The sequence below is a fragment of the Psychroflexus sp. S27 genome (assembly GCF_002810405.1).
Taxonomy (GTDB): domain Bacteria; phylum Bacteroidota; class Bacteroidia; order Flavobacteriales; family Flavobacteriaceae; genus Psychroflexus; species Psychroflexus halocasei_A.
Window position 1 is genome coordinate 195,456 of record NZ_NEXQ01000024.1, and the last position, 21,506, is coordinate 216,961.

The following is a 21,506-nucleotide window of genomic DNA, read 5'->3' on the forward strand; positions in this document are numbered from 1 at the left end:
ATTTTTTGGTTAGATTATTAATTTTCAGTTTCTGTATAGATGATTCTTAATTTTAGTCTTTTTTCAACATCAGGTGAGTTCGATCCGTGTAGAACCATGCCTCTTGGGCTAATAACAGAGCTTTCAATAATTTTATCAATTTCTGAATTAGGTCCATTTTGAACTTTTTTAACTCTTGTCAGGTTAACATTTTCAGAAAGTAGAAGCCCAAGTTTAACGTTTGTCGAATCATTATTAATCACGTTATTAATGTGATCTGTAATTCTTAACCTATAAAATTTATTTCCATTTTCATCTTCATCTAAAGGAGGAAGGTGAATAGAAGCTGAAGTTGAAGGGTTGTCATTATTGACTGTTGGATCGTTTTGATAATCAGTTAAAATTCTATTTTTATCTGCATTATAAACAAAGAGGCGTCTTGCTTTATCTGAATCAATTGGAGAAATATCTTCATTAACGTAAACCATCAAATTTGCTTCGTTGATAATCCAGTTTTTTTCACGGATTTCTTCTAACAAATCTGAAACTCCATTTCCGTCAGTGTCAGCACCATCAAATAAATTAATGATTCCTGCAGAACCTTCTCCACCTTTTAGGTAAATGTTCTCTTCACCATTTATTTTGTCTTGACTTGTTAGGTCAACATCAAAATTGTTATCGTATAGATTGACTTTGATGCCTTTAAAATTCATTTTAAAAGTTTCGTTCTTTTGGATAATGGAATCTTCTACATTTAAACTTTCTCTTTCAGTTGTATAGTGAATTTTTATTTCAGAAACGTCATTATTAAAGTTTAAATAATACATGATTGGTTCAGGGCCTACCTGCTCCATTTTGATGTAAAGACCTCTGAGATAGTTAACAAACTTGTTGTTGTTAACAAGGTCGTCGCTGCCTTCTTTATCAATGATTTTACTTTTGAAATAAGATACCGGTAATTTAATTCTGATACGTGGAGACAAATTAATCGTATCATTTTCTTCAGGATCACTACTATCGATAAGCGTAATTGGAGAAGTGACATCGCTGTATGTGATAACGTCAGATTCAAAAACTGGTGTTGGATCAAAAAAGTTTTCAAAATCACCAATTTGATCAGAATAATAAGCTTGATCTTCATCAAAATCACCATCACTTCCTGGATCTATAGTTCTTAAGAAATAGTTAGATTCATAAATTTTTAATTTAAAATCACCAGTTCCATATATAGAATCTAATTCATATTCATTCTCACCTGTTTCGCGACCATAAAATGGAAACGAAAGAACAACACTATCAACCTCTGGATTTGTGCCAAAATCAGGACTGGTTTGATCAAGTCTCAACTGTGTTAATAAGCTTGTTGAACTTTTACCGTAAACAGGATCATCATAAGTTCCTAATAGGTAATTTGATAAACCATTGGTTTGAACGGATTTTATTTTTTCGCTGTAAGATGTGATTTCATCAATTTCATAAGCTGGTTGCATATCTATGCTACCTATGAAATCACTTCCATTTTCAAAACTATTTTCTTGGCATGCTGTAAAAGCGGCAATGAGGCCGACGAGACCTAGGGTGTTTCTAAAAATTCTATTCATTCTAGTTGTCTTCTGCTTCTTCTTCTGTTTCATTTAAAATATCTCTCAGGTAGAAAGTTTGATAAGCTTGTGCAAAAACTTCACGAGATTTGTATTCTAAAGTTGGTAAATCTTTCTCTGAAATATATGATTGTAATTCTTCAGGAACATCTTCACCACCATAAATAATACCATCCGAGTTGTCTATTGCAACTTTCATGATGTTTGTGTAATTCGGTGTTCTGAGGTGTTCAACAGTATCATCTTCCAAACCGTCAAATAAAACTTTCTTCATCATTTCAGAATCTAACGTATCATCAAAACTTTGATTGTATACGGAAGTAATAATTTTTGATTCTTTAAATAAAGGTTCATTACCATAGTAATTTCTTAAATACATAGGTAATAATGATGCTAGCCATCCATTGATATGAATAATATCTGGTGCCCAGTTTAATTTCTTAACGGTTTCAATAACTCCTTTTGCGAAGAAAATTGCACGTTCATCATTATCCTCGAATAATTGACCATCTTCATCAGTCAAGGTTGCTTTTCTTTTAAAATAATCTTCGTTGTCGATGAAGTAAACCTGCATTCTTTCCTTAGGAATAGAAGCGACTTTGATAATTAAAGGCATGTCGAGGTCATTGACAACAAGGTTCATTCCTGATAACCTGATCACTTCATGAAGTTGGTGTCTTCTTTCATTGATATTCCCAAACCGCGGCATAAAAATTCTTGTTTGACCGCCAGCAGCATTAACCATTTTAGGTGCTTCAAATGACATTGAGGAAATGTTGTTCTCTGGAAAATATGGGACAACCTCAGACGAGACGTATAATATGCGTTTATCTTTCATGGGAAAATTAGATGATTATTAATAAAGTTGCAAATTTACAAAATTTTATGCGGATTGACGCGAAAATATTAGCTTTGCAAATTAATTATAGAAAACAAGAGTGAACATTACAGACTCACAAAAACTTCAAAAAGAAGTTGTTAAGCTCAAAGAGCAACAGGAAATAGTCGGTTTAGTGCCTACAATGGGTGCTTTACATCAAGGCCATATTAGTTTAGTCAACTTTGCTTTTCAGCATTGTGACTACGTTATTGTCAGTATTTTTGTCAATCCAACGCAATTTAACAATGCTGGAGATCTTAAAAATTACCCAAAAAACCATGATGCAGATTACAATTTGCTTCTGAACAACAATGCCAAAACTATTGTTTTTAGTCCAAGTGTAGAAGAGGTTTATGGTGAAAATGTTGAAGCTGAAGAATTCGATTTCGGAAGTATCGTTCAGTACATGGAAGGTGAATTTAGATCTGGACATTTTAATGGCGTTGGGACAATTTTGAAAAGACTTTTTGATATTGTCAAACCTGATAAAGCCTTTTTTGGTGAAAAAGATTATCAGCAATTGGCATTGGTTAAAAAATTGGTTGAGATCACTGAGCAAGATGTAAAAGTTATTGGCTGTCCAACATCAAGAATGGAAAGCGGTTTGGCTGAAAGTTCTCGAAATTTCAGGTTGACAGATCATCAATTATCAGAATCTTCTTTAATACATGAAAGCTTACAAAAAGCGAAATCTGCTTTTCATGAAGGTCAAGATTTTCGAGAGATAAAAGAAATGATTCAGTCCGATTTCGACAAGAATCAAACTCTGGATCTTGAGTATTTTGAAATTGCAGAAGCTGATAGTTTAGTGCCTGTTGATACAAAGAAAAATGAAAAATCTTACCGCGGATTTATGGCTGCTTTTGCTGGCGAAGTGAGATTAATCGATAATATTCTTTTTAAATAAATTTATGCAAATACAAGTTGTCAAATCAAAAATACATCGAGTTAAAGTCACAGGTGCAGATTTGAATTATATCGGTAGCATTACTATTGACGAAGATTTAATGGATGCTGCTCAAATTATAGAAGGAGAGAAAGTTCAAATTGTGAATAACAACAATGGTGAACGTTTAGAAACTTACGTTATTCCTGGTCCTCGTCAAAGTGGTGAGATTACTTTAAATGGAGCCGCAGCAAGACGCGTTGCTCCTGGAGATATCATCATTATTATGTCTTATGGATTTATGACAATTGAAGAAGGAAAAGCTTTTAAACCAAGTCTTGTTTTTCCTAATGATGATAATCTACTTACATCATGAAGCCGCAAACAAAAAAACTCTTAAAAGTCATTATTCCATTAGTGATCGGTGTTTTTTTTGTTGTAATTTCTATTGCTAGATTTGAAGCTGAAGAGCGTCAACTTATTTGGGAGAATATTAAAAAAGCTGACCTTTTTTGGGTTTCAATTTCTGTATTTTTAGGTGTTTTATCCCATATGTCTCGTGCCTACAGATGGCATTATTTGCTTCAACCTCTTAACGTAAAACCGCGTTTTTCTAACACATTTATGTCATTGATGTTTGGCTATCTTGCTAATCTCGGTGTGCCTAGATCTGGCGAAGTTTTACGAGCAGTAAGTGTTTCTAATTACGAAAAAGTCAAGTTTCAAGAAAGTTTTGGAACCATTGTCACTGAGCGTGTTATTGATTTTATCATGCTTCTCAGTATTGTTGGTTTAACGATTGCAATGCAAGCTGAGATTATACTTGGTTTTTTTGAAGAACAATCGATCAATCCTGTGATGACATTCGGAATCATGTTACTATTGATTGTTATATTTCTTGTTGGTCTTAAAATTCTTAGAAAATCAAATCACGCCTTAATTATTAAAATCAGAGAATTTTTGGAAGGTGTTCTGAAAGGGATGAAATCGATTTTAAAAATGAAAAATAGATCAGCATTTATTGCACACACCTTTTTAATATGGTTCCTTTATGTGGCTATGTTTGTTGTGGTGAAATATAGCGTGCCTGAAACGGCGGGTTTAGGTCTCAATGTAATGTTGGTCGCTTTTGTTTTTGGTTCGTTTTCAATGTCAATTACTAACGGTGGCATTGGTATTTACCCTGTTACTGTTGGTGCGAGTATTGCTCTTTTTGGCGGAAGTGAAGTGGCTGGAGAGTCCTTTGGATGGATTGTTTGGGTTGCGCAAACTTTACTGGTGATTATCATTGGCGGAATTTCTGCAATTTTATTACCTCTTGTTAATAAAAATTAATTTCCTTACTTTTATAGATATTTTATTATTATGAAGCAACTGATCTTAATGACTTTAACTTTTTGTTTTAGTCTAGGTTTTTCTCAAACCGAATACATTAAAGTCGACTCTAAAATTCTTGAAGAAACTCGACAAATTAAAGTTCAACTTCCGCGTAACTACAAGAAAAATGCTAATAAAAGCTATCCAGTTATTGTTACCTTCGATGGTGATTATTTGTTTGAACCAGTTGCTGGTATTTCTGATTTTTATTCCTACTGGGATTATATTCCTGAAGTGATCGTCATTGGTATTAACCAAGCTGGTTACAGAATGGAAGACGGCCAAAAAGATGATAGTAAGGGTTACCCAAAAGATAAAGGTGTTAAATTTTATGATTTTGTCAGTTTAGAAGTGATGAAATTTGTATACGAAAATTACCGTGCATCACCTTTCTCAGTCATTGTAGCACAAGATTATATGGCTGATTTTGCAAGTTATTTTTTAATCCAAGAAAATCCTGTTTTTAGAGGTTATATCAATTTAAGTCCTGACTATACAACGAAAAATATCAGTCGTTTAAATGATGCTTTTGAAAAATCAAAACATCAAGTTTGGTATTATTTAGCAACAGCTGAAAATGATATTGAGTCTTTAAAAAATAAAATTAGACAAGCCAACGCGCAATTTTCATTAGTTGAAAATAAGAGGTTTCATTATTATTATAAGGATGTTGAAGATGCTGATCATTTCAGTATGGTAACTATTGCCTTACCGAGAGCGCTTCAGAATATTTTCTCATTATATAAACCAATTTCTGAAAAAGAATATCAAGATCAACTTCTTAAAGCTGATGATTATGTTGAATATCTTATTAGAAAACATGAAACTATTTATGAGCTTTATGCACTTGAAATTGATTACCGTGTCAACGATTTAATGTTAATCGATAAGGCCATTAAAAAAAATAAAAAGTTTGAACTTTATAAGGACCTCTCTAAGCTTGCTGAAGATAAAATGCCTAAAACTGTTTTAGGTAATTATTTCAGAGGACGTTATTTTGAAGAAATCGGAAAACCTAAAAAAGCCATGCGTAGTTACCAAAATGCATATGGTCTAGAAGAAGCAGGTGGAATTACAAATGATGTTGTGCTTGATAAAGCAGAATACCTTAAAGAAACTTTTGGCTACTAAAATTTATTATGGCAAAAACTAAAACGCTCTATTACTGTCAAAGTTGTGGCGCTCAATACGCTAAATGGCAAGGCCAATGTAACGCGTGTAAAGAATGGAATACTTTAGCAGAAGAAATTGTAGAGAAGAAAACATCTAAACCCAGTTGGGATTCGCACACGCAAGATTCTCCTTTGAAAAGAAAGCAAAAGCCAACACGCATTGCTGACATTAAAGTTTCCGCTATTCAAAGAATGGAAACCAAAAATGAAGAATTTAATCGTGTTTTGGGTGGTGGCTTAGTGCCTGGTTCTGTCACACTTTTAGGAGGCGAGCCTGGTATTGGGAAAAGTACTTTGCTTTTACAGTTGTCACTTCAATTTAATGATAAAGTTCTTTATGTTTCAGGTGAAGAAAGCCAGCAACAAATCAAGTTGAGAGCAGAGCGAATTTCTGATAAAGAGAATAATTGTTATATTCTTTCAGAAACAAAAACACAGCATATTTTTAAACAAATCGGTGAAGTTCAACCTGATGTTTTAATCATAGATTCTATTCAAACACTTCATACAGACTATGTTGAAAGTTCACCAGGTAGTGTTTCTCAAGTGCGCGAATGTGCAGCCGAACTCATCAAATTTGCCAAAGAAACAAACACACCAGTTTTATTGATTGGTCACATTAATAAAGAAGGTAGTATCGCTGGACCAAAAGTTTTGGAACACATGGTTGATACTGTTTTACAATTTGAAGGCGACCGGAATTATGTTTACCGTATCTTACGAGCACACAAAAATCGTTACGGCTCAACACATGAACTTGGTGTTTTTGAAATGCAGGCTTATGGTTTAAAAGAAGTCAAGAATCCTTCTGATTTATTGATTTCTAAAATTGACAATGGCTTAAGCGGAACTGCAATTGCCGCAACTTTAGAAGGTATCAGACCGCTGATGATTGAGATTCAAGCCTTAGTTAGCACAGCAGTTTATGGAACACCACAACGTTCCACTACGGGTTATCACGTCAAAAGATTAAACATGCTTTTGGCAGTTTTAGAAAAACGGGCTGGTTTTAAACTTGGCGCAAAAGATGTTTTCTTAAATATCACAGGTGGTATTCATGTTGATGATCCCGCGATCGATTTAGCTGTTGTTTCTGCAATTTTATCCTCAAATGAAGACGAAGCCATCCCAAATGATATTTGCTTTGCAGCAGAAGTCGGTTTGGCTGGAGAAATTAGGCCAGTCACGAGAATTGAGCAGCGTGTGATTGAAGCAGAGAAGTTAGGCTTTGGAAGAATTGTCGTTTCCAAACAAGCTAAATTACCGAAGACAAACTACGGAATTGAAATTTATAAAGTTTCTAAAATTCAGGATTTAGTTAAAATCTTATTTTAAAACTGTATTTATCTTATTTTTGAATTTGTTCAAAATGAAATAATGAAGCATGAGATATATAATGATTTTAGGTTTTTGTCTTTTGACGGCAAGCCATCAAGCACAAATCAACCCTGAAAATGAGCTGAGTAAACAGGAATTTCACGAGATTATTCAAGACTCAGTTAAGATTGTTTTTGAAGATTATAAAAAAACAATCCGTCTTGACTCTGTCTGGCAACAAGCTCTTTCAAGCTCTGATCTATTTGAGCAAATTCATGACGATGTCACTCAGAAGGATTTAGAAAGAGTTTCTATCAAATCTGTTGAAACTGAGGTTTTAAAAGAGCGTCTTAAGCGTCTGAATGAAAAAATGCCGTTTCATATTGAGTATAATCCTTCTTTAGAAAGCGTAATCAATTATTATCTCAGTCGAGGCCAAGTCAGTACAGAGCGTTTAATGAGTTTGAGTCGTTTTTACTTTCCGCTTTTCGAAAGAACCTTTGATAAATACGATATTCCTCTTGAGATGAAATATCTCGCATTGGTAGAGTCTGCTTTAAATCCTCGTGCTAAGTCAAGAGTTGGCGCCACGGGTTTATGGCAATTTATGTATACCACTGGTAAAATGTACGATTTGGATGTGAGCAGTTATGTTGATGAACGTATGGATCCTGTCGCTTCAACAGAAGCTGCAGCCAAATATTTGAAAAAATTATACACAATGTTTGATGATTGGGATTTAGCACTTGCAGCATATAATTCTGGTCCTGGAAATGTTTCTAAAGCGATAAGAAGAAGTGGCGGCGAAATTAATTACTGGAAACTCAGACGACACTTGCCTCGTGAAACAGCGGGTTATGTGCCATCATTCCAGGCAATGATGTATTTATTTGAATATGCAGATGAACATAATTTAGCGCCAAACGAACCTTCTCATGTTTTTTATGCAACAGATACAATTCATACAAAAAAACTTATTAAGCTTGAACATGTTGCCACTGCAACTGATTTAGATTTAGAATATTTGAAATTTTTAAATCCAAGTTATAAGTTGGGAATTATTCCTTATGAAAAAAATAAAAAATACTATCTGAGATTGCCATATCATGCTGTTGGATTATTTGTGGCAAACGAAAATAAAATTTACAATTACGCAGAAGCGCAAATCGCAGAACAAGAAGAGCCTTTGCCGAAATACTATAAAGCAGATGATAAGGTTAGGTACCGCGTAAAATCTGGCGATTATTTGGGGAAGATTGCTTCTAAATTTGGCGTTTATACAAGCCAAATTAAGCGATGGAATAACTTAAGATCTGATAGACTTAAAATTGGTCAGCGTTTAATTATTTATCCTAAAAAACCAACGGCTGTTGTTGAGTCTTCTCCTCAGAAAGAAAAGAAGAAACAGAAGTCTCAAAAGAAAAAGACTTCTTCAAATAAATCAACTTATATCGTTAAAAATGGTGATTCATTATGGAGTATTTCTCGCAAATTTCAAGATGTGACAATTGAAGATATCAAAAAGCTGAATCATTTGAATTCAAATCGATTAAAACCAGGAATGACACTTCAGATTCGCAAAGGATAGATGTCAGTTCTTCTTAATTAAAAAAGGCGTTTTCTTAATTGAAAACGCCTTTTTAGATTAATCTTTTTAGTGAAAGAATTAATCTTTTACACCAAAGAATTTTCTCAAAATATCTTCAAGTAAACACCATTTTGTAATTGAAGATTGTAACAAGTTTGCACCTACAAAGGCTGTAAACCATAACCAATTAATATTGACATATACCGCAAGGAGAAGGCTGATTAATACAAATGTACCAGCGATTCCTCTAACTAATCTATTTCTCATTTTTCTTTATTTTTAAAATTATTTGTACTTGTTTTTCATCATTAAGTAATATACCAATGGTACAATTAGCAATGTCAAAAATGTAGAACCAATAGTTCCACCCATTAATGAAATGGCAAGACCTTGGAAGATAGGATCAAACAAAATCACAAACGCACCGATCACAACTGTTCCTGCTGTTAATAAAATAGGTGTTGTTCTTACAGCGCCAGCTTCAATAACGGCTTGTTTTAAAGGGATGCCATCTGCTAACCTAATATTGATAAAATCAATTAATAATACGGAGTTCCTGACCATGATGCCTGCAAGCGCAATCATCCCAATAAAAGAAGTTGCTGTAAAGAAAGCCCCCATCATCCAGTGACCTAAAATGATTCCGATCATTGATAAAGGAATTGCAACCATCATAACAATTGGTGTTTTGAAGTTCTGGAACCAACCGACAATCAGCATGTAAATAATGATGATGACACCACCAAAAGCTAAACCTAAGTCTCTAAAAACCTCTAGTGTAATTTGCCATTCACCATCCCATTTTACAGTATAATCATCGGTGTTTTCTGGCTGACCTAAATAAAGTTCACTAAGCTCATAACCTTCAGGGAGCTGAATTTCTTTCAGCTTTTCCTCCATGCCTAAAATTGCATAAACAGGGCTTTCAAGTTCTCCAGCCATTTCAGCCGTAACATAAACCACAGACATTTGATTTTTTCTGTATTTACTTGTCGGGATTTTACCTTCTTTAATTGTTACTAAATCAACGATAGGTATCATTTCACTTCGTTGAGATTTAATTTCAATAAGATTTAATCCATCAATGTTTTTTTGAGTTTCATCAAGCTTTAAAACAATATCAACCTGTTCAGTTTTTTCAGGCATGTACATCGCACTCACAGCATCATTACCAAGTGCAGTTCTCAAGCTATGCACAATTTGCTGTGTGCTAATTCCTGCTTTTTGAGCCTTATCTTTATTGATATCGTAAGTGATTTCAGTTTGAGGCGCTTCAATTCGCCAGTCGATATCTACAACATCAGTTGTGTTTTTTAAGATGTCTTTGATTTCTTGTGCAATCCTGATTTGCTCTTCCTCATTTGGCCCGTAAACTTCAGCCACGATGGTTGATAAAACTGGTGGTCCAGGTGGAACTTCAACAATTTTTGCATTTGCATTATGCTTTTCTGCAACTTCTTGAATGCCTGGTCGCATCAATTTAGCAATGTCATGACTTTGTAGGCTTCGGTCATCTTTGTTCTTGATATTAACCTGGATATCTGCTTGATGACTTTGCTGACGCATATCATAATGACGAACTAAACCGTTAAAAGTTATTGGAGCCGCAGCACCGATGTAGCTTTGATAGTTGATAACATATTCTTCTTGAGAAATATACTGCGTGATATCTTTCACAGCCGCTGAGGTTTCCTCAAGTGTACTGCCCTCTGGCATATCTACAATAACTTGGAATTCATTTTTGTTATCAAAAGGTAACATTTTCACCAAAACTGTTTCCGTAAAAAACAAAGCAATCGTTCCGAATAAAACGATAGCTGTCACGCCAATAGCAAGAAACGCTTTCTTCTTATTTTCTAAAAGAGGTCTCTCAAATTTGTTGTAAAGCTTGTATATTCTTGTATCTTCAATCCCACTTGTTTCATCTTCATCAACAGTTTGATTAGCTTTCTTTTTTTCTTTTCCTTTTAAGAAAATATAGCCTAAATAAGGTGTAATTGTTAGAGCAACAAATAGCGATAAAATCATTGCGATGGAAGCACCAATAGGCATTGGACTCATGTAAGGTCCCATCATACCGCTAACAAATGCCATCGGTAAAACAGAAGCAATCACAGTGAAAGTCGCTAAAATTGTAGGATTTCCAACTTCGTTAATTGCATAAAGTGCAGCTTCTTTAAAAGGAAGCTTCCGCATTTTAAAGTGACGGTGCATATTTTCTGCAATAATAATGGAGTCATCCACCACAATACCAGTCACGAAAACCAATGCAAAAAGTGTAATTCTATTTAAAGTATAATCGAGTAAGTAATAGCTTAATAAAGTTAATGCAAAAGTAATTGGCACTGATAAAAAGACGACCAAACCACCTCGCCATCCCATGGCTAACATCACAACCAAAGTCACGGCAATAATTGCACCGATGAGGTGAAGCATTAATTCAGAAACCTTGTCAGAAGCTGTTTCTCCATAATTTCGAGTCACTTCAACTTTAACATCACTAGGAATGGTGTTTAGCTTTAAAAGTTCAACACGTTCCAAAATTTGGTCGGCGATATTCATCGCGTCAGCACCTTTTCTTTTAGCAACTGATAAAGTGACAGCAGGATACTCTGATGGATTTTCAACGATATTCCCATCACCAGCACCAAATCCAAAGCTTGCATATTGATGAGGCGTTTCTGCCGTTAGTTCTACCGAAGCCACTTGATTAAGATAAATTGGTGCTTGGTTTTTCTGGCCAATAATTAATTTTTGAAGATCTTCTTTAGTTTCAAAAAAACCATTTGTCTTCACTCTGAATTCACGGTTGTTTTGACTGAAACTTCCCAACTGCATTTGCACATTATTAGCTGAAATTTGTTGCCTGATTTCTAAAGGATCAACTTCAGCAGAAGCCATCTTTGATGGATCTAAAACAATATTTAAAACTTCATCACGTCCACCAATAATATCTGTTCGTGCGACATCAGTAATTGTTTTAACTTCGTTTTCAACTTCTTGCATGATTTTCTTAAGTTGAAAATCATCATATTTATCACTCCATAATGTCAATCCCATAATTGGGACATCATCAATAGATCTTGTTTTAACAAGAGGTTGTGTGATACCATGTGGCATTTTATCCATGTGCTTCATGATTTCGTCATAAAGCTTGACATAAGAACGCTCAACATCTTCACCAACGTAAAACTGAACAATCATCATCCCTTGACCAGGAAGAGCAGAAGAATGAACAAACTTAACGCCAGTTACATTTGAAACTATTTTTTCGAGTGGAGCAATCACCCTCGACTCAACTTCACTTGGTGTTGCGCCAGGATAACCCACAAAAATATCTGCCATTGGCACATCGATTTGTGGCTCTTCTTCACGTGGAATTAAAAACGAGCTGTAAACACCAATAACCATAAACACGACCATCAATAAAATGGTCAGTTTTGAGTCTAAAAAACCTTTAGCAATTTTGCCAGCAATACCTTCTTTCATGATTTTTTATTTAAGACGAATTGGAGCGCCGTTATACAATCTTGACTCTGCATTGAGGATATAAACATCATCTTCAGAAATACCAGAAATGACTTCAACCATGTCGCCTTGTTTTTTTCCGAGGCGTAACCAATTTAAAATAGCTGTATTTGAACTACTGATTGTATAAACACCCTGTAATTCACCTTGACTGACAATTGCATCATGCTGAATCATTATTTGAGAACTAGCTGAAGGACTTTCTTTAACTTTAAAATCAATATGAGCATACATTCCAGATTTAATGCCTTCAGGATTTTTATCTAAAATAACTTTGACAACATATTGTCCGTTTGTTTGAGATGCAGAACCAGCAACTTCTGAAACTTTAGCAGTTGTTTTTAAGCTAAGGCTTGAGATGTAAACATCAACTTCATCACCTGTATTGATATTTGAAATTTGTGATTCAGATACGCTTGTACGAACTTCAAATTTCGAAGGATTTTCAATCGTTAATAAAGGTTCGCCAGGTTTGGCTAAATTCCCGACTTCAGCATAAATATTTGTGACTACACCATCAAAAGCAGCTTGCAAATTTGTGTAAGCAAACTGAGATTGAACTTCGGCTTTCATCTGTTGCGCCGCTTCTTGATTTGCTTTAGCCATATTGTAAGCTGTCTCAACATTATCAAATTCTTTTTGGCTAATGCTGTTCTTTTTTAATAAATTTTGATAGCGTTCATAATCCCGTTTAGCATTTTTAAAATTGGCTTCAGCTTTATTGATTTGTGCTGCAACTTGTGCTTTTTTAGCACTTAATTCTTGGCTGTTGATACGAATGAGTTGTTGTCCTTTCTTTATTTTTTGACCAACTTCAACAGGGATTTCTTCAATGTAACCCATCATTCTTGTGCTCATCGTTGCTTGATCAAGAGCCTTGATTTGTCCGCTTGTACTGATAAATGAAGAGTTTGAAGCTTGAACTGTTGATGTTTCTACAGCAATAGGATCTTTTTGTCGTTTTGTTGTTTCTTTATTTTCCTTATTGCCACAGCTCATAAAGCTGACGATGAAAATGAATGCAACTGATTTTATTAAAAATTTTGTCATGATCAGGGTTTGTTTATTTTGTTAAAAAACTGAGGTAATATGAAGTATAATTGTGTTTGAAAATAGCATTAAAATGCTTCAGTTGTTGCTGAGAGTATTTTGCTTCGGCATCTAAAACTTCAGTTGATTTCTCTAAACCTTCAGCAAATCTATCTTGCTTAATACGCAGAGATTCTTGAGCCTGCTCAACTGAAATTGCTGTGGTTTTAACTTCGTTTAAAGCATCTTTATATTCGCGTTTTGCTTTTTGTAAAGCTAATTTTGATTCGTCTTTATAATTCTGAAGTTCCATTTCAGCCATTTGTAATTCGGCTTTTTTGGCTTTTATTTTTCCAATACGTTGAGCGCCTTCAAAAATGTTCCATTTTAGCTGGGCGCCAATGAGGTATCCATTAGCATCAGCTTGAAAAAACTCATCATCATAAAGTTCATAACTTCCAAAAGCGTTGAGGCTTGGCAAATAAGTCATTTGTGAGGCTTTCAGCATTTTTTCTCTTGCTTTTACAGCATGTGTCATCGCCTGAATATCTTCTCTTTCATCTTTGACTTTTGCAGAATTTAATTCATTTAAATCAGCATTAAGTTGCAAATCTTCAATAGGTTTTAAGGTCAACTCTTCATCAGAATGAATGACAAATTTGAGAAAATCAGAGGCATTTTCGATTTGACTTTCTGCGTGAACCAATTGATTTTCAAGTTCACTAACACGGATTTTAACATCTAAAATATCAGCTTTTTGAATCAAACCTTCTTCAAGAAAATTCTCTGCATTGGTTTGGTGTTTTTGAGCCGTATTAAGTGCAAGTTCAATAACATCACGTTGTTTGTACGCCATTTGCAATTGCATATAGGCTTTACGTGTTTCGAGTTTCATAAAATCTTTAAAGCGTTCGCCTTGCAATTCAGTTGCTGTCACTTTGAGTTTAGCAGCACGTCTTTCATAAAACTTATCAACATTAATTAATGGTTGTTCTACGCTAATCACGGTGGCGAAATTGTTTATTCCATCAGGATCGTTAAGTAGAGCAGGGTTAAAGTCATTTTGCGTTAAAACTTCTTGATTGAGTTTTGAACCAAATGCCATCAAAGGATTTGTTGTTCGCGTTGCTGAATAACTTGCTGAGATTCGAGGCAAAAACACTGCGGAAGACTGAAAATAGTCAGCTTCGGCTTTAGCAGTTTCTTTGTCAGCCATCAAAATCTTTAAATTTTTTGATTCTAACTCACTCAGAATATCGTCTTCTGAAATAAGCTTCACTTCTTGAGCAAACGTGGTTGTGCCCAATAAGATCAACAATAATGTAAGAATTCTATTTTGCATGATTTATTTATTATCACTGCAAAAATACAAGCTAAGTTTAATGCTGACAGTAACAAAAGTTACCGAGCGATTGAGGAATGTTTGACCAGAAATAGAAGTCAAAAAGATTTGCTAAACAGATGTAAGCTAGAGAAAAATCATATTTTTGTCTGACGATAAAATTAATTTTATGATCTCTCTTTCTGAAGAAAATTATCTCAAATCAGTTTACCACTTGGAAGAAAATCATCCAGATGGTGTGAGTACAAATGCAATTGCAGAGCAGCTTGACAGTAAAGCTTCTTCGGTAACTGATATGCTGAAAAAATTATCAGAGAAGAAATTAGTCGTTTATAAGAAATATAAGGGTGCTAGATTAACAGAGAGCGGACGAGTTGCAGCTTTAGGAGTGATCAGAAAACATCGTTTATGGGAAGTTTTTTTGGTGGATAAGTTGAATTTTACCTGGGATGAAGTTCATGAAGTTGCAGAACAACTTGAACACATTAAATCAAAAAAATTAACTCAAGAATTGGATAAATTCCTTGATTTTCCGAAGCGAGATCCGCATGGAGATCCGATTCCTGATGCTGAAGGAAATTTAAAAGTGGCTCAGAAAACGCTTTTATCTAAACTAAATGTGAAAGATTCAGGAACTTTGATAGGCGTTAAAGATACAAGCTCAGAGTTTTTAAAATATCTTGATAAAAACGGACTTGTATTAGGTGAAAAGATTGAAGTTATTGATAAAGAAAATTTTGATAACTCAATGCTGATTAAACTCAAAGATAAAGACTTACGTGTTTCTCTCATGGTTTCGTCTAATATTTACATTAAAAATTAGAAGAAGTTTTTATTACAAGAACTAACTTTCAGTAATTGATTTATTGCTTAGCATTAAGCTGATGATAAATCCTAAACCAAGTAAAATTGTTCCTGCAATATAAGTTCGAGAGCCAACCAGCTCTGGTGTATTTGCATAATAATCTCTAATAAAAGCGGCTACTTGTGGTCCGACAATTCCACCAATTGACCATGCTGTAAGAATTACGCCGTAAACAACAGGCATTAATTTAGCGTGGAAAACATCGAGAACGTAAGATGGCATTGCACCAAAACCGCCGCCATAACATAGCAATACATAGCAAACAAGTGCCCCGAAAATCCAAGGGTTTTCTGTGTAAATCATGAGAATAAATACGATAATTTGTGAAGCCAGAATGAGTTTAAAAACCTGTATTCTTCCGATTTTATCAGAAAAACCTCCCCAAAAAAATCGTCCAACACCATTAAATAATGAGCTGATTGCAATCAAGCTTGCACCAGCAATAGAAAGCTCTTCAGCAGAAATTGATGCATCTTTTAAGAGAAGCAAATCTTGAATCATTGGCGATTGTAAACTGATGAACATAATGCCAGCAGAAATATTTAGAAAAAAGATCAGCCACATGCCTAAAAATTTTTTTGAAAGTAAACTGCTTTTTAAGCTCAAATCATGTCCTGATTCTTGTTTCTGGGTTTCATGACTTTCAGGTTGATAGCCATCTGGAATAAAACCTTCAGGTGGATTTTTCATACATAACCCAGCCATAGTCCCTAAAACAATAAGACAGATTGAAATGTATATGAAAACTTCAATGATATTGTCATTTGCAATTTCTAAAAACAAAGGCGCAATTAATTTTGACATCACAAGTGCGCCGAGTCCAAAACCCATCACGACCATACCTGTCACCAAACCTTTTTTGTCAGGAAACCATTTTGAAACAGTTGCCACTGGCGTCACATAGCCTAAACCTAAACCGTAGAGTAATGCGCCAATCGTTGCTAGTTTTTTAGGGCCAAACTTTGGAAGAATCCGACCACCGACAGCAGCGGATAAACCCAGAAAAAGAATTGAGATACTGAAAATCCACATGGTTTCAACATTGCTCCAGCCGTATTTTAACATAATAGGTTTCTGGAAAAAACTCCAAGCGTAAACGGTTCCTAAAATAACTTGAAGTTGTGTTGCCATGATGGCAATAAACCAGCGATTTGACTTTGAATGACTCATTTTAAATTTTATGATTTGATTTCAACAAAGATTTTATCTCAACCTGCCTTCAGGAAATTGAACTTTTTCAGGTGCAGCATTTAACATTGGTAAAGCTTGTTTAAGAATTCTGTTTCTTCTTCCTGTTGTATCATAAGGTTCAACTGGATAAGATACAACGGCTTCCATCCAAGCATAAATGTTATTTCTGAAATAGACAGCAGGCTTCCATTTTTTATGTCTATCGGTTGATAGGTGTGGATATTTTTCTTTAAAATCTTCTGAAGCAGCTTTAAGCAAGCATTTTTCTATAAAATCAATATCACTCGTGTAAGCGATTTGCACAGCGATTTCATTCCAAATAAACGGGATGTCAGGCCCAGAATAGTTTGTGATTTCTTCTTTTAAAATTAAGCTATTCGGGAATCTAACAATTCTACCACTTTTTCTGTCGTTGCCTAAATAATCACCACTACATTCTTCAATAGTTGTGTCTAAATAACTTATTTCAATCACATCGCCTCTAAAATCTTTAATTTGAATACGGTCGCCAACTAAATATGAACGTTTAAATATGAGATAAACCCAAGCGATAAATGAAGCGATTGGCGCTTGCAAAGCAAAACCTATAATTAAGGAGAATAAACCAAAACTAACCGCTGCTGCATATAAATTTTGGAAAAGGAAAGCCGTAATGACAATTATGATAAAAAAAACAGCTAATAATCTTGTGATACGAATTAAATTGTACCGATCTCCTTCAAGTTGATTCTGTTTGTTAACTCTGTTTTCAACTAATTTACTGATTAGTAAAATTAAGGCGATGAGAAATAAGCTGATGCTCAACTTTTTCATGAAGGGAATGTACTCACGCCAAGAGCCGAAAATGATGAAATTTAATAAATAATGTAAAAGAATTAATAGCATTGCCGTGATGCCATAAATCGCGATTGAACGTTTATCTTTTTGTTTTTCCTTCATAGTCCAGTTCTGTTTGATGTGTGAAAATAAGACATCTATTTAAAATAGTTGTCCTAAACCTTCACGACATTGCTATGTGTGTCTAAATAATAATCAAAAAAATAAATTATATTGAATTAAATTTTATATTTGAAGGTTTGATTGTTTGAAATTTAACACTATGAAGAAAGGCAAAGATTTTATTTTTTCTTTTAATAATTACTTTAGTGTGGCTTTAGAAAATGTAGCACAAGTCATGACTATATTGATCTGTTTGTCTTTTGGGAATTTAACTGCACAAAACAATTCTTCATTATATGATAGAATTTGGGGTACATATTATGGGCCTTATATAACAAAGTCTGTTTCAAGCGCAATAGATTCTGATGGAAACATTTATATGTTATCCGAGGTTTGGGCTTTAAATATGGAAACAGAAGCGGCTAATTACATAACACCAGGAGCATACCAAACAACTTTCGGAGGAGGTGAATCAGATATTTTACTTAGCAAATTTGATTCCGAAGGAAGTTTAGTTTGGTCTACTTTTTTCGGTGGTGAAGGCGGTGATTGGCCAACAGATATAGCTTGGCATAATGGTAATTTATACATTGTAGGTTCAACAAGCAGTTCAACAGGGATGACAACAACTGGTTCTTTTCAAGAATTTATGGTTGATATGGAACCAATAACTATTCCGCGTTATACATCAGGATTTTTAACAAAATTTTCTTCTTCAGGAAATTTGATTTGGTCAACTTATGTAGATGGCGAGCGTATGGAAGCCATCTCTAGTGTTACCGTGGAAAATGGGCAGGTATTTATAACAGGAAATACAAATTCTACTTCGCATTTAACCACTGTTGGAAGCTTTCAAGAAAACGTTATTTTCACAGATGTGCATAATCAAAGAGCTGGTTTGATTATGAAATTTAATGAAAATGGAGGACGAATTTGGGGAACATATTATGGATCGGGTGCTGTTAATGATATGGTGTCAGATTTAAGCGTAGATTCATCAGGAAATCTTTTTGTTGTTGGTACAACAGAAGATGCGACAGGTTACTTTTCAACCACAGATGCTTATCAAATGCAAAATAATGGTAATAGAGATATTTTTGTATCAAAATTCTCATCTTCTGGTAGCCGTTTGTGGAGCACTTATTATGGAGGTGATGAAAATGATAAAGGTCAGAATATTATTGTATTACAGAATAATATTTATGTTTCAGGAGCTAGTGAAAGTGCCACTAACATTGCCAGTTCAGGAAGTTATCAAGAAAATTTAATTGGAACACATAGCAATATGATTTTCTTAAAGATGGATAGTGAGACATACGATAGAATTTGGTGTACTTATTATGGTGCGAATGGTATGATTCCTTTTAATTTAAGCTATAGTAATTCATCAGAGGCTTATGAGTTTTGGCTCACTGGCACTACAAACTCTTATGAGCATATTTCTACAGATGGTGCTTACCAAGAACAACCTAATCCGAATACTGGTGGAGCAAATCATGATGGGTATTTTGCAAAATTTTCAGAAGATGGAAACTTATCTTATGCTAGTTATTATGGTGGAGAAAAAAGAGATGCAATTACGAAGGTGCTTCCTATGAACGATGAAGATGGTTTTTACTTAACAGGAACAACTATGAGTTACAATGCTATAGCAACATCCAATGCTTACCAATCTGAATTACCTAACGGTAATAATCCTACAAATTCTTTTTTAATTAAATTTATGCAGAAAAGGATGGGTGTGGAAGATTCTCAGTATCAGAAATTGAGCCTGTGGCCTAATCCCACAGATGGCCAATTTACTGTAGAAGGAAAGAATTTTGGAGAATTGCAAATATCTATATTCGACCTCATTGGTAGAGAGGTTTATACTCAATATAAAGTAAAAATAGGACAGCCAATTGAATTGCAAGATCAGCTCTCCTCTGGAATTTATATTGTGAAGTTGAAATCTCAAAATCAAAGACTTACCACAATAAAATTATTAGTGAAGTAAATTAAATGCTTCAATTTATTTTTTTTGACGTTTTTTAAATGTCTAAAAGATTGAAACTAATTTATTACAACACCCAGTTTTGTGAAGCTAATTTTGGAATGTTATATTTGTAACAAATCTATAAAATTATGTTTTCACCTCAAGCAAATGACATCTTTCAGGAAGTCATCAAAACCTATCACATCAAAGATGATGTGGCTCAAGAATTCTCAAATCCTTACGATCAAAAAACAGATCTTCTTTCGCATTTACTTTATAGAAAATGCTGGATTGATACTGTACAATGGCATTATGAAGATTTAATCCGTGATCCGGAAATCAATGCTGATGATGCCTTGGTTTTAAAAAGAAAAATCGATGCTTCTAACCAAGATCGAACAGACACTGTTGAGTTTATTGATAGTTATTTCTTAGAAAAATTTAAAGAGGTGAAACCTAAAGCTGACGCTAAAATCAACACTGAAAGTCCAGCTTGGGGTGTTGATCGATTATCAATTTTAGCATTGAAAATATATCACATGCAAGAAGAAGCTGAGCGTAAAGATGCTTCTGAAGCACACATCGCTTCATGTCAAGCAAAATTGGATGTTCTTTTAGAGCAACGTGAAGATTTATCAACCGCGATTGATCAACTTTTGGAAGATATTGAAAAAGGTGAAAAATACATGAAAGTCTATAAGCAGATGAAGATGTACAATGATGATGAGATGAATCCTATATTAAGAAGTAAAAAATAATGACAAAACACCAACATCTTCTGATTATCAGATTATCTGCTATGGGAGATGTTGCCATGACAGTTCCTGTAATAGAAGCTTTGCTTCAACAAAATCCTGATATCAAGGTGACTGTTGTAAGTAAAGCTTTTTTCTGTCAATTATTTCATCATTTACCAAATGTCAAGACTGTTGAGGTTGACACAAAGAAAAAACACAAAGGTGTTGTCGGTTTATGGCGTTTGGCACAAACTTTACATCAATTAAAGCCAACGCATGTCGCTGATTTTCATAATGTTTTAAGATCAAAAATAGTTTGCGGTTTTCTTAAAATTCTCGGTCATGATTATGTAAAAATTGACAAAGGAAGAAAAGCAAAAAAACGCTTAACGCGAACTCAAAATAAAGTTTTTTTAAAACTGAAGTCGACACATTGTCGTTATGCAGATGTTTTAGAAAAACTTGGATTTTATATTGATTTTAATGCTTTTTATCTCAACCATCAACTTCCTATTGATCAGCAAGTTAAAGAAGAATTAGCTGTTGATTTTTCTGAAAAACTTATCGGTATTGCACCTTTTGCAGCACATGAGCCAAAACAATATCCTTTAGCTTTAATGCAGGAAGTTATTGAGAGTTTACAAAATAAAAATTATCAAATTTTGCTTTTTGGCGGAGGAAAGAATGAAGTTATTAAGTTAAAAGAACTAGAAAACAAATTCTCTGGATGCACCTCAGTAGCAGGTAAATTTTCTTTTGTGCAAGAATTACAAATAATTTCCAACCTTGATTTAATGATTTCCATGGATAGCGGAAACGGGCATTTGGCTGCCATGTTTGGTGTGCGTGTTGTGACTATTTGGGGAGCGACACACCCTTATGCTGGATTTTCACCTTTTAATCAGAAAAGAATTCAGCAGATTTTACCAGATTTAGAGCGTTATCCACTATTACCAACTTCGGTTTATGGCAACAAAATGATTGAAGGTTATGAGAATGTCATGTCTTCAATAGATCCGAAAGAAATCATTGAAACAGCTGAAGAAGAATTGATATAAAAAAAGCTGCTTCAAATAAATGAAACAGCTTCTTAGTAATTT

General features: G+C 34.3%; 18 protein-coding genes. 10 read left to right on the forward strand and 8 right to left on the reverse strand.

Annotation, left to right across the window (positions count from 1 at the left end):
* Positions 1-17 precede the first annotated feature (17 nt).
* The gene (locus CAP47_RS08710) at positions 18-1,580 is read right to left on the reverse strand and encodes a DUF4270 domain-containing protein (RefSeq protein ID WP_192869975.1); all 1,563 of its coding nucleotides are present in this window, start codon (positions 1,578-1,580) and stop codon (positions 18-20) included.
* 1 nt (position 1,581) lies between these two features.
* Positions 1,582-2,418: a glycogen/starch synthase gene (locus tag CAP47_RS08715; RefSeq protein ID WP_100776270.1), complete on the reverse strand. Its 837-nt coding sequence runs from the start codon at positions 2,416-2,418 to the stop codon at positions 1,582-1,584.
* A 100-nt stretch (positions 2,419-2,518) separates the two neighbouring features.
* Here CAP47_RS08715 and panC point away from each other — a divergent pair, with 100 nt between their 5' ends.
* From panC to CAP47_RS08745, 6 genes are read left to right on the forward strand one after another with little or no spacing between them, the layout of a single operon-like run.
* Positions 2,519-3,367: a pantoate--beta-alanine ligase gene (gene panC, locus CAP47_RS08720; protein WP_100776271.1), complete on the forward strand. Its 849-nt coding sequence runs from the start codon at positions 2,519-2,521 to the stop codon at positions 3,365-3,367.
* Positions 3,368-3,371: 4 nt separating this feature from the next.
* Positions 3,372-3,722 (forward strand): aspartate 1-decarboxylase, encoded by a 351-nt coding sequence (gene panD / locus CAP47_RS08725; RefSeq protein WP_093238360.1) that lies wholly within the window; start codon positions 3,372-3,374, stop codon positions 3,720-3,722.
* Positions 3,719-4,681: a YbhN family protein gene (locus CAP47_RS08730; protein WP_100776272.1), complete on the forward strand. Its 963-nt coding sequence runs from the start codon at positions 3,719-3,721 to the stop codon at positions 4,679-4,681. The genes panD and CAP47_RS08730 overlap by 4 nt, the downstream gene beginning before the upstream one ends.
* A gap of 30 nt (positions 4,682-4,711) precedes the next feature.
* Positions 4,712-5,854 carry an alpha/beta hydrolase gene (locus CAP47_RS08735; RefSeq protein WP_100776273.1) on the forward strand — a complete coding sequence of 381 codons (1,143 nt, stop codon included), beginning with the start codon at positions 4,712-4,714 and terminating at the stop codon, positions 5,852-5,854.
* An 8-nt stretch (positions 5,855-5,862) separates the two neighbouring features.
* Complete coding sequence (radA, locus tag CAP47_RS08740) at positions 5,863-7,230, forward strand: DNA repair protein RadA (protein ID WP_100776274.1); 1,368 nt, start codon at positions 5,863-5,865, stop codon at positions 7,228-7,230.
* Positions 7,231-7,279: 49 nt separating this feature from the next.
* Positions 7,280-8,800 carry a lytic transglycosylase domain-containing protein gene (locus CAP47_RS08745; protein ID WP_100776275.1) on the forward strand — a complete coding sequence of 507 codons (1,521 nt, stop codon included), beginning with the start codon at positions 7,280-7,282 and terminating at the stop codon, positions 8,798-8,800.
* Positions 8,801-8,878: 78 nt separating this feature from the next.
* On the opposite strand, the gene CAP47_RS08750 is transcribed toward CAP47_RS08745, so the two are convergent.
* From CAP47_RS08750 to CAP47_RS08765, 4 genes are read right to left on the reverse strand one after another with little or no spacing between them, the layout of a single operon-like run.
* On the reverse strand, positions 8,879-9,067 hold the full coding sequence (locus CAP47_RS08750) for a DUF2892 domain-containing protein (protein WP_093238345.1): 189 nt from the start codon (positions 9,065-9,067) through the stop codon (positions 8,879-8,881).
* Positions 9,068-9,085: 18 nt separating this feature from the next.
* Positions 9,086-12,289, reverse strand: a complete 3,204-nt coding sequence (locus tag CAP47_RS08755) for an efflux RND transporter permease subunit (protein ID WP_100776276.1) — start codon at positions 12,287-12,289, stop codon at positions 9,086-9,088.
* Positions 12,290-12,295: 6 nt separating this feature from the next.
* Positions 12,296-13,378, reverse strand: a complete 1,083-nt coding sequence (locus CAP47_RS08760; RefSeq protein ID WP_100776277.1) for an efflux RND transporter periplasmic adaptor subunit — start codon at positions 13,376-13,378, stop codon at positions 12,296-12,298.
* 13 nt (positions 13,379-13,391) lie between these two features.
* A complete protein-coding gene (locus CAP47_RS08765; protein ID WP_100776278.1) occupies positions 13,392-14,699 on the reverse strand; it encodes a TolC family protein in 1,308 nt (435 codons plus the stop codon).
* Positions 14,700-14,868: 169 nt separating this feature from the next.
* On the opposite strand from CAP47_RS08765, the gene CAP47_RS08770 reads away from it, so the two are divergent.
* Entirely contained in the window at positions 14,869-15,522 is a 654-nt protein-coding gene (locus CAP47_RS08770; RefSeq protein ID WP_100776279.1) for a metal-dependent transcriptional regulator, read from the forward strand.
* Between the two features lie 21 nt (positions 15,523-15,543).
* Here CAP47_RS08770 and CAP47_RS08775 read toward each other — a convergent pair whose 3' ends face one another.
* Positions 15,544-16,734 carry an MFS transporter gene (locus tag CAP47_RS08775; protein ID WP_100776280.1) on the reverse strand — a complete coding sequence of 397 codons (1,191 nt, stop codon included), beginning with the start codon at positions 16,732-16,734 and terminating at the stop codon, positions 15,544-15,546.
* A 33-nt stretch (positions 16,735-16,767) separates the two neighbouring features.
* Positions 16,768-17,694, reverse strand: coding sequence for a mechanosensitive ion channel family protein (locus CAP47_RS08780; protein ID WP_100776281.1), 927 nt, complete (start codon positions 17,692-17,694; stop codon positions 16,768-16,770).
* A 160-nt stretch (positions 17,695-17,854) separates the two neighbouring features.
* On the opposite strand from CAP47_RS08780, the gene CAP47_RS08785 reads away from it, so the two are divergent.
* The 3 genes from CAP47_RS08785 to CAP47_RS08795 all read left to right on the forward strand — a co-directional run bounded on the left by CAP47_RS08785 (position 17,855) and on the right by CAP47_RS08795 (position 21,464).
* Entirely contained in the window at positions 17,855-19,690 is a 1,836-nt protein-coding gene (locus CAP47_RS08785; protein ID WP_100776282.1) for a T9SS type A sorting domain-containing protein, read from the forward strand.
* A 128-nt stretch (positions 19,691-19,818) separates the two neighbouring features.
* A complete protein-coding gene (locus CAP47_RS08790) occupies positions 19,819-20,427 on the forward strand; it encodes a DUF4254 domain-containing protein (protein WP_100776283.1) in 609 nt (202 codons plus the stop codon).
* Positions 20,427-21,464 (forward strand): glycosyltransferase family 9 protein, encoded by a 1,038-nt coding sequence (locus CAP47_RS08795; protein ID WP_100776284.1) that lies wholly within the window; start codon positions 20,427-20,429, stop codon positions 21,462-21,464. Before CAP47_RS08790 ends, CAP47_RS08795 begins: the two co-directional genes overlap by 1 nt.
* Positions 21,465-21,506 lie beyond the last annotated feature (42 nt).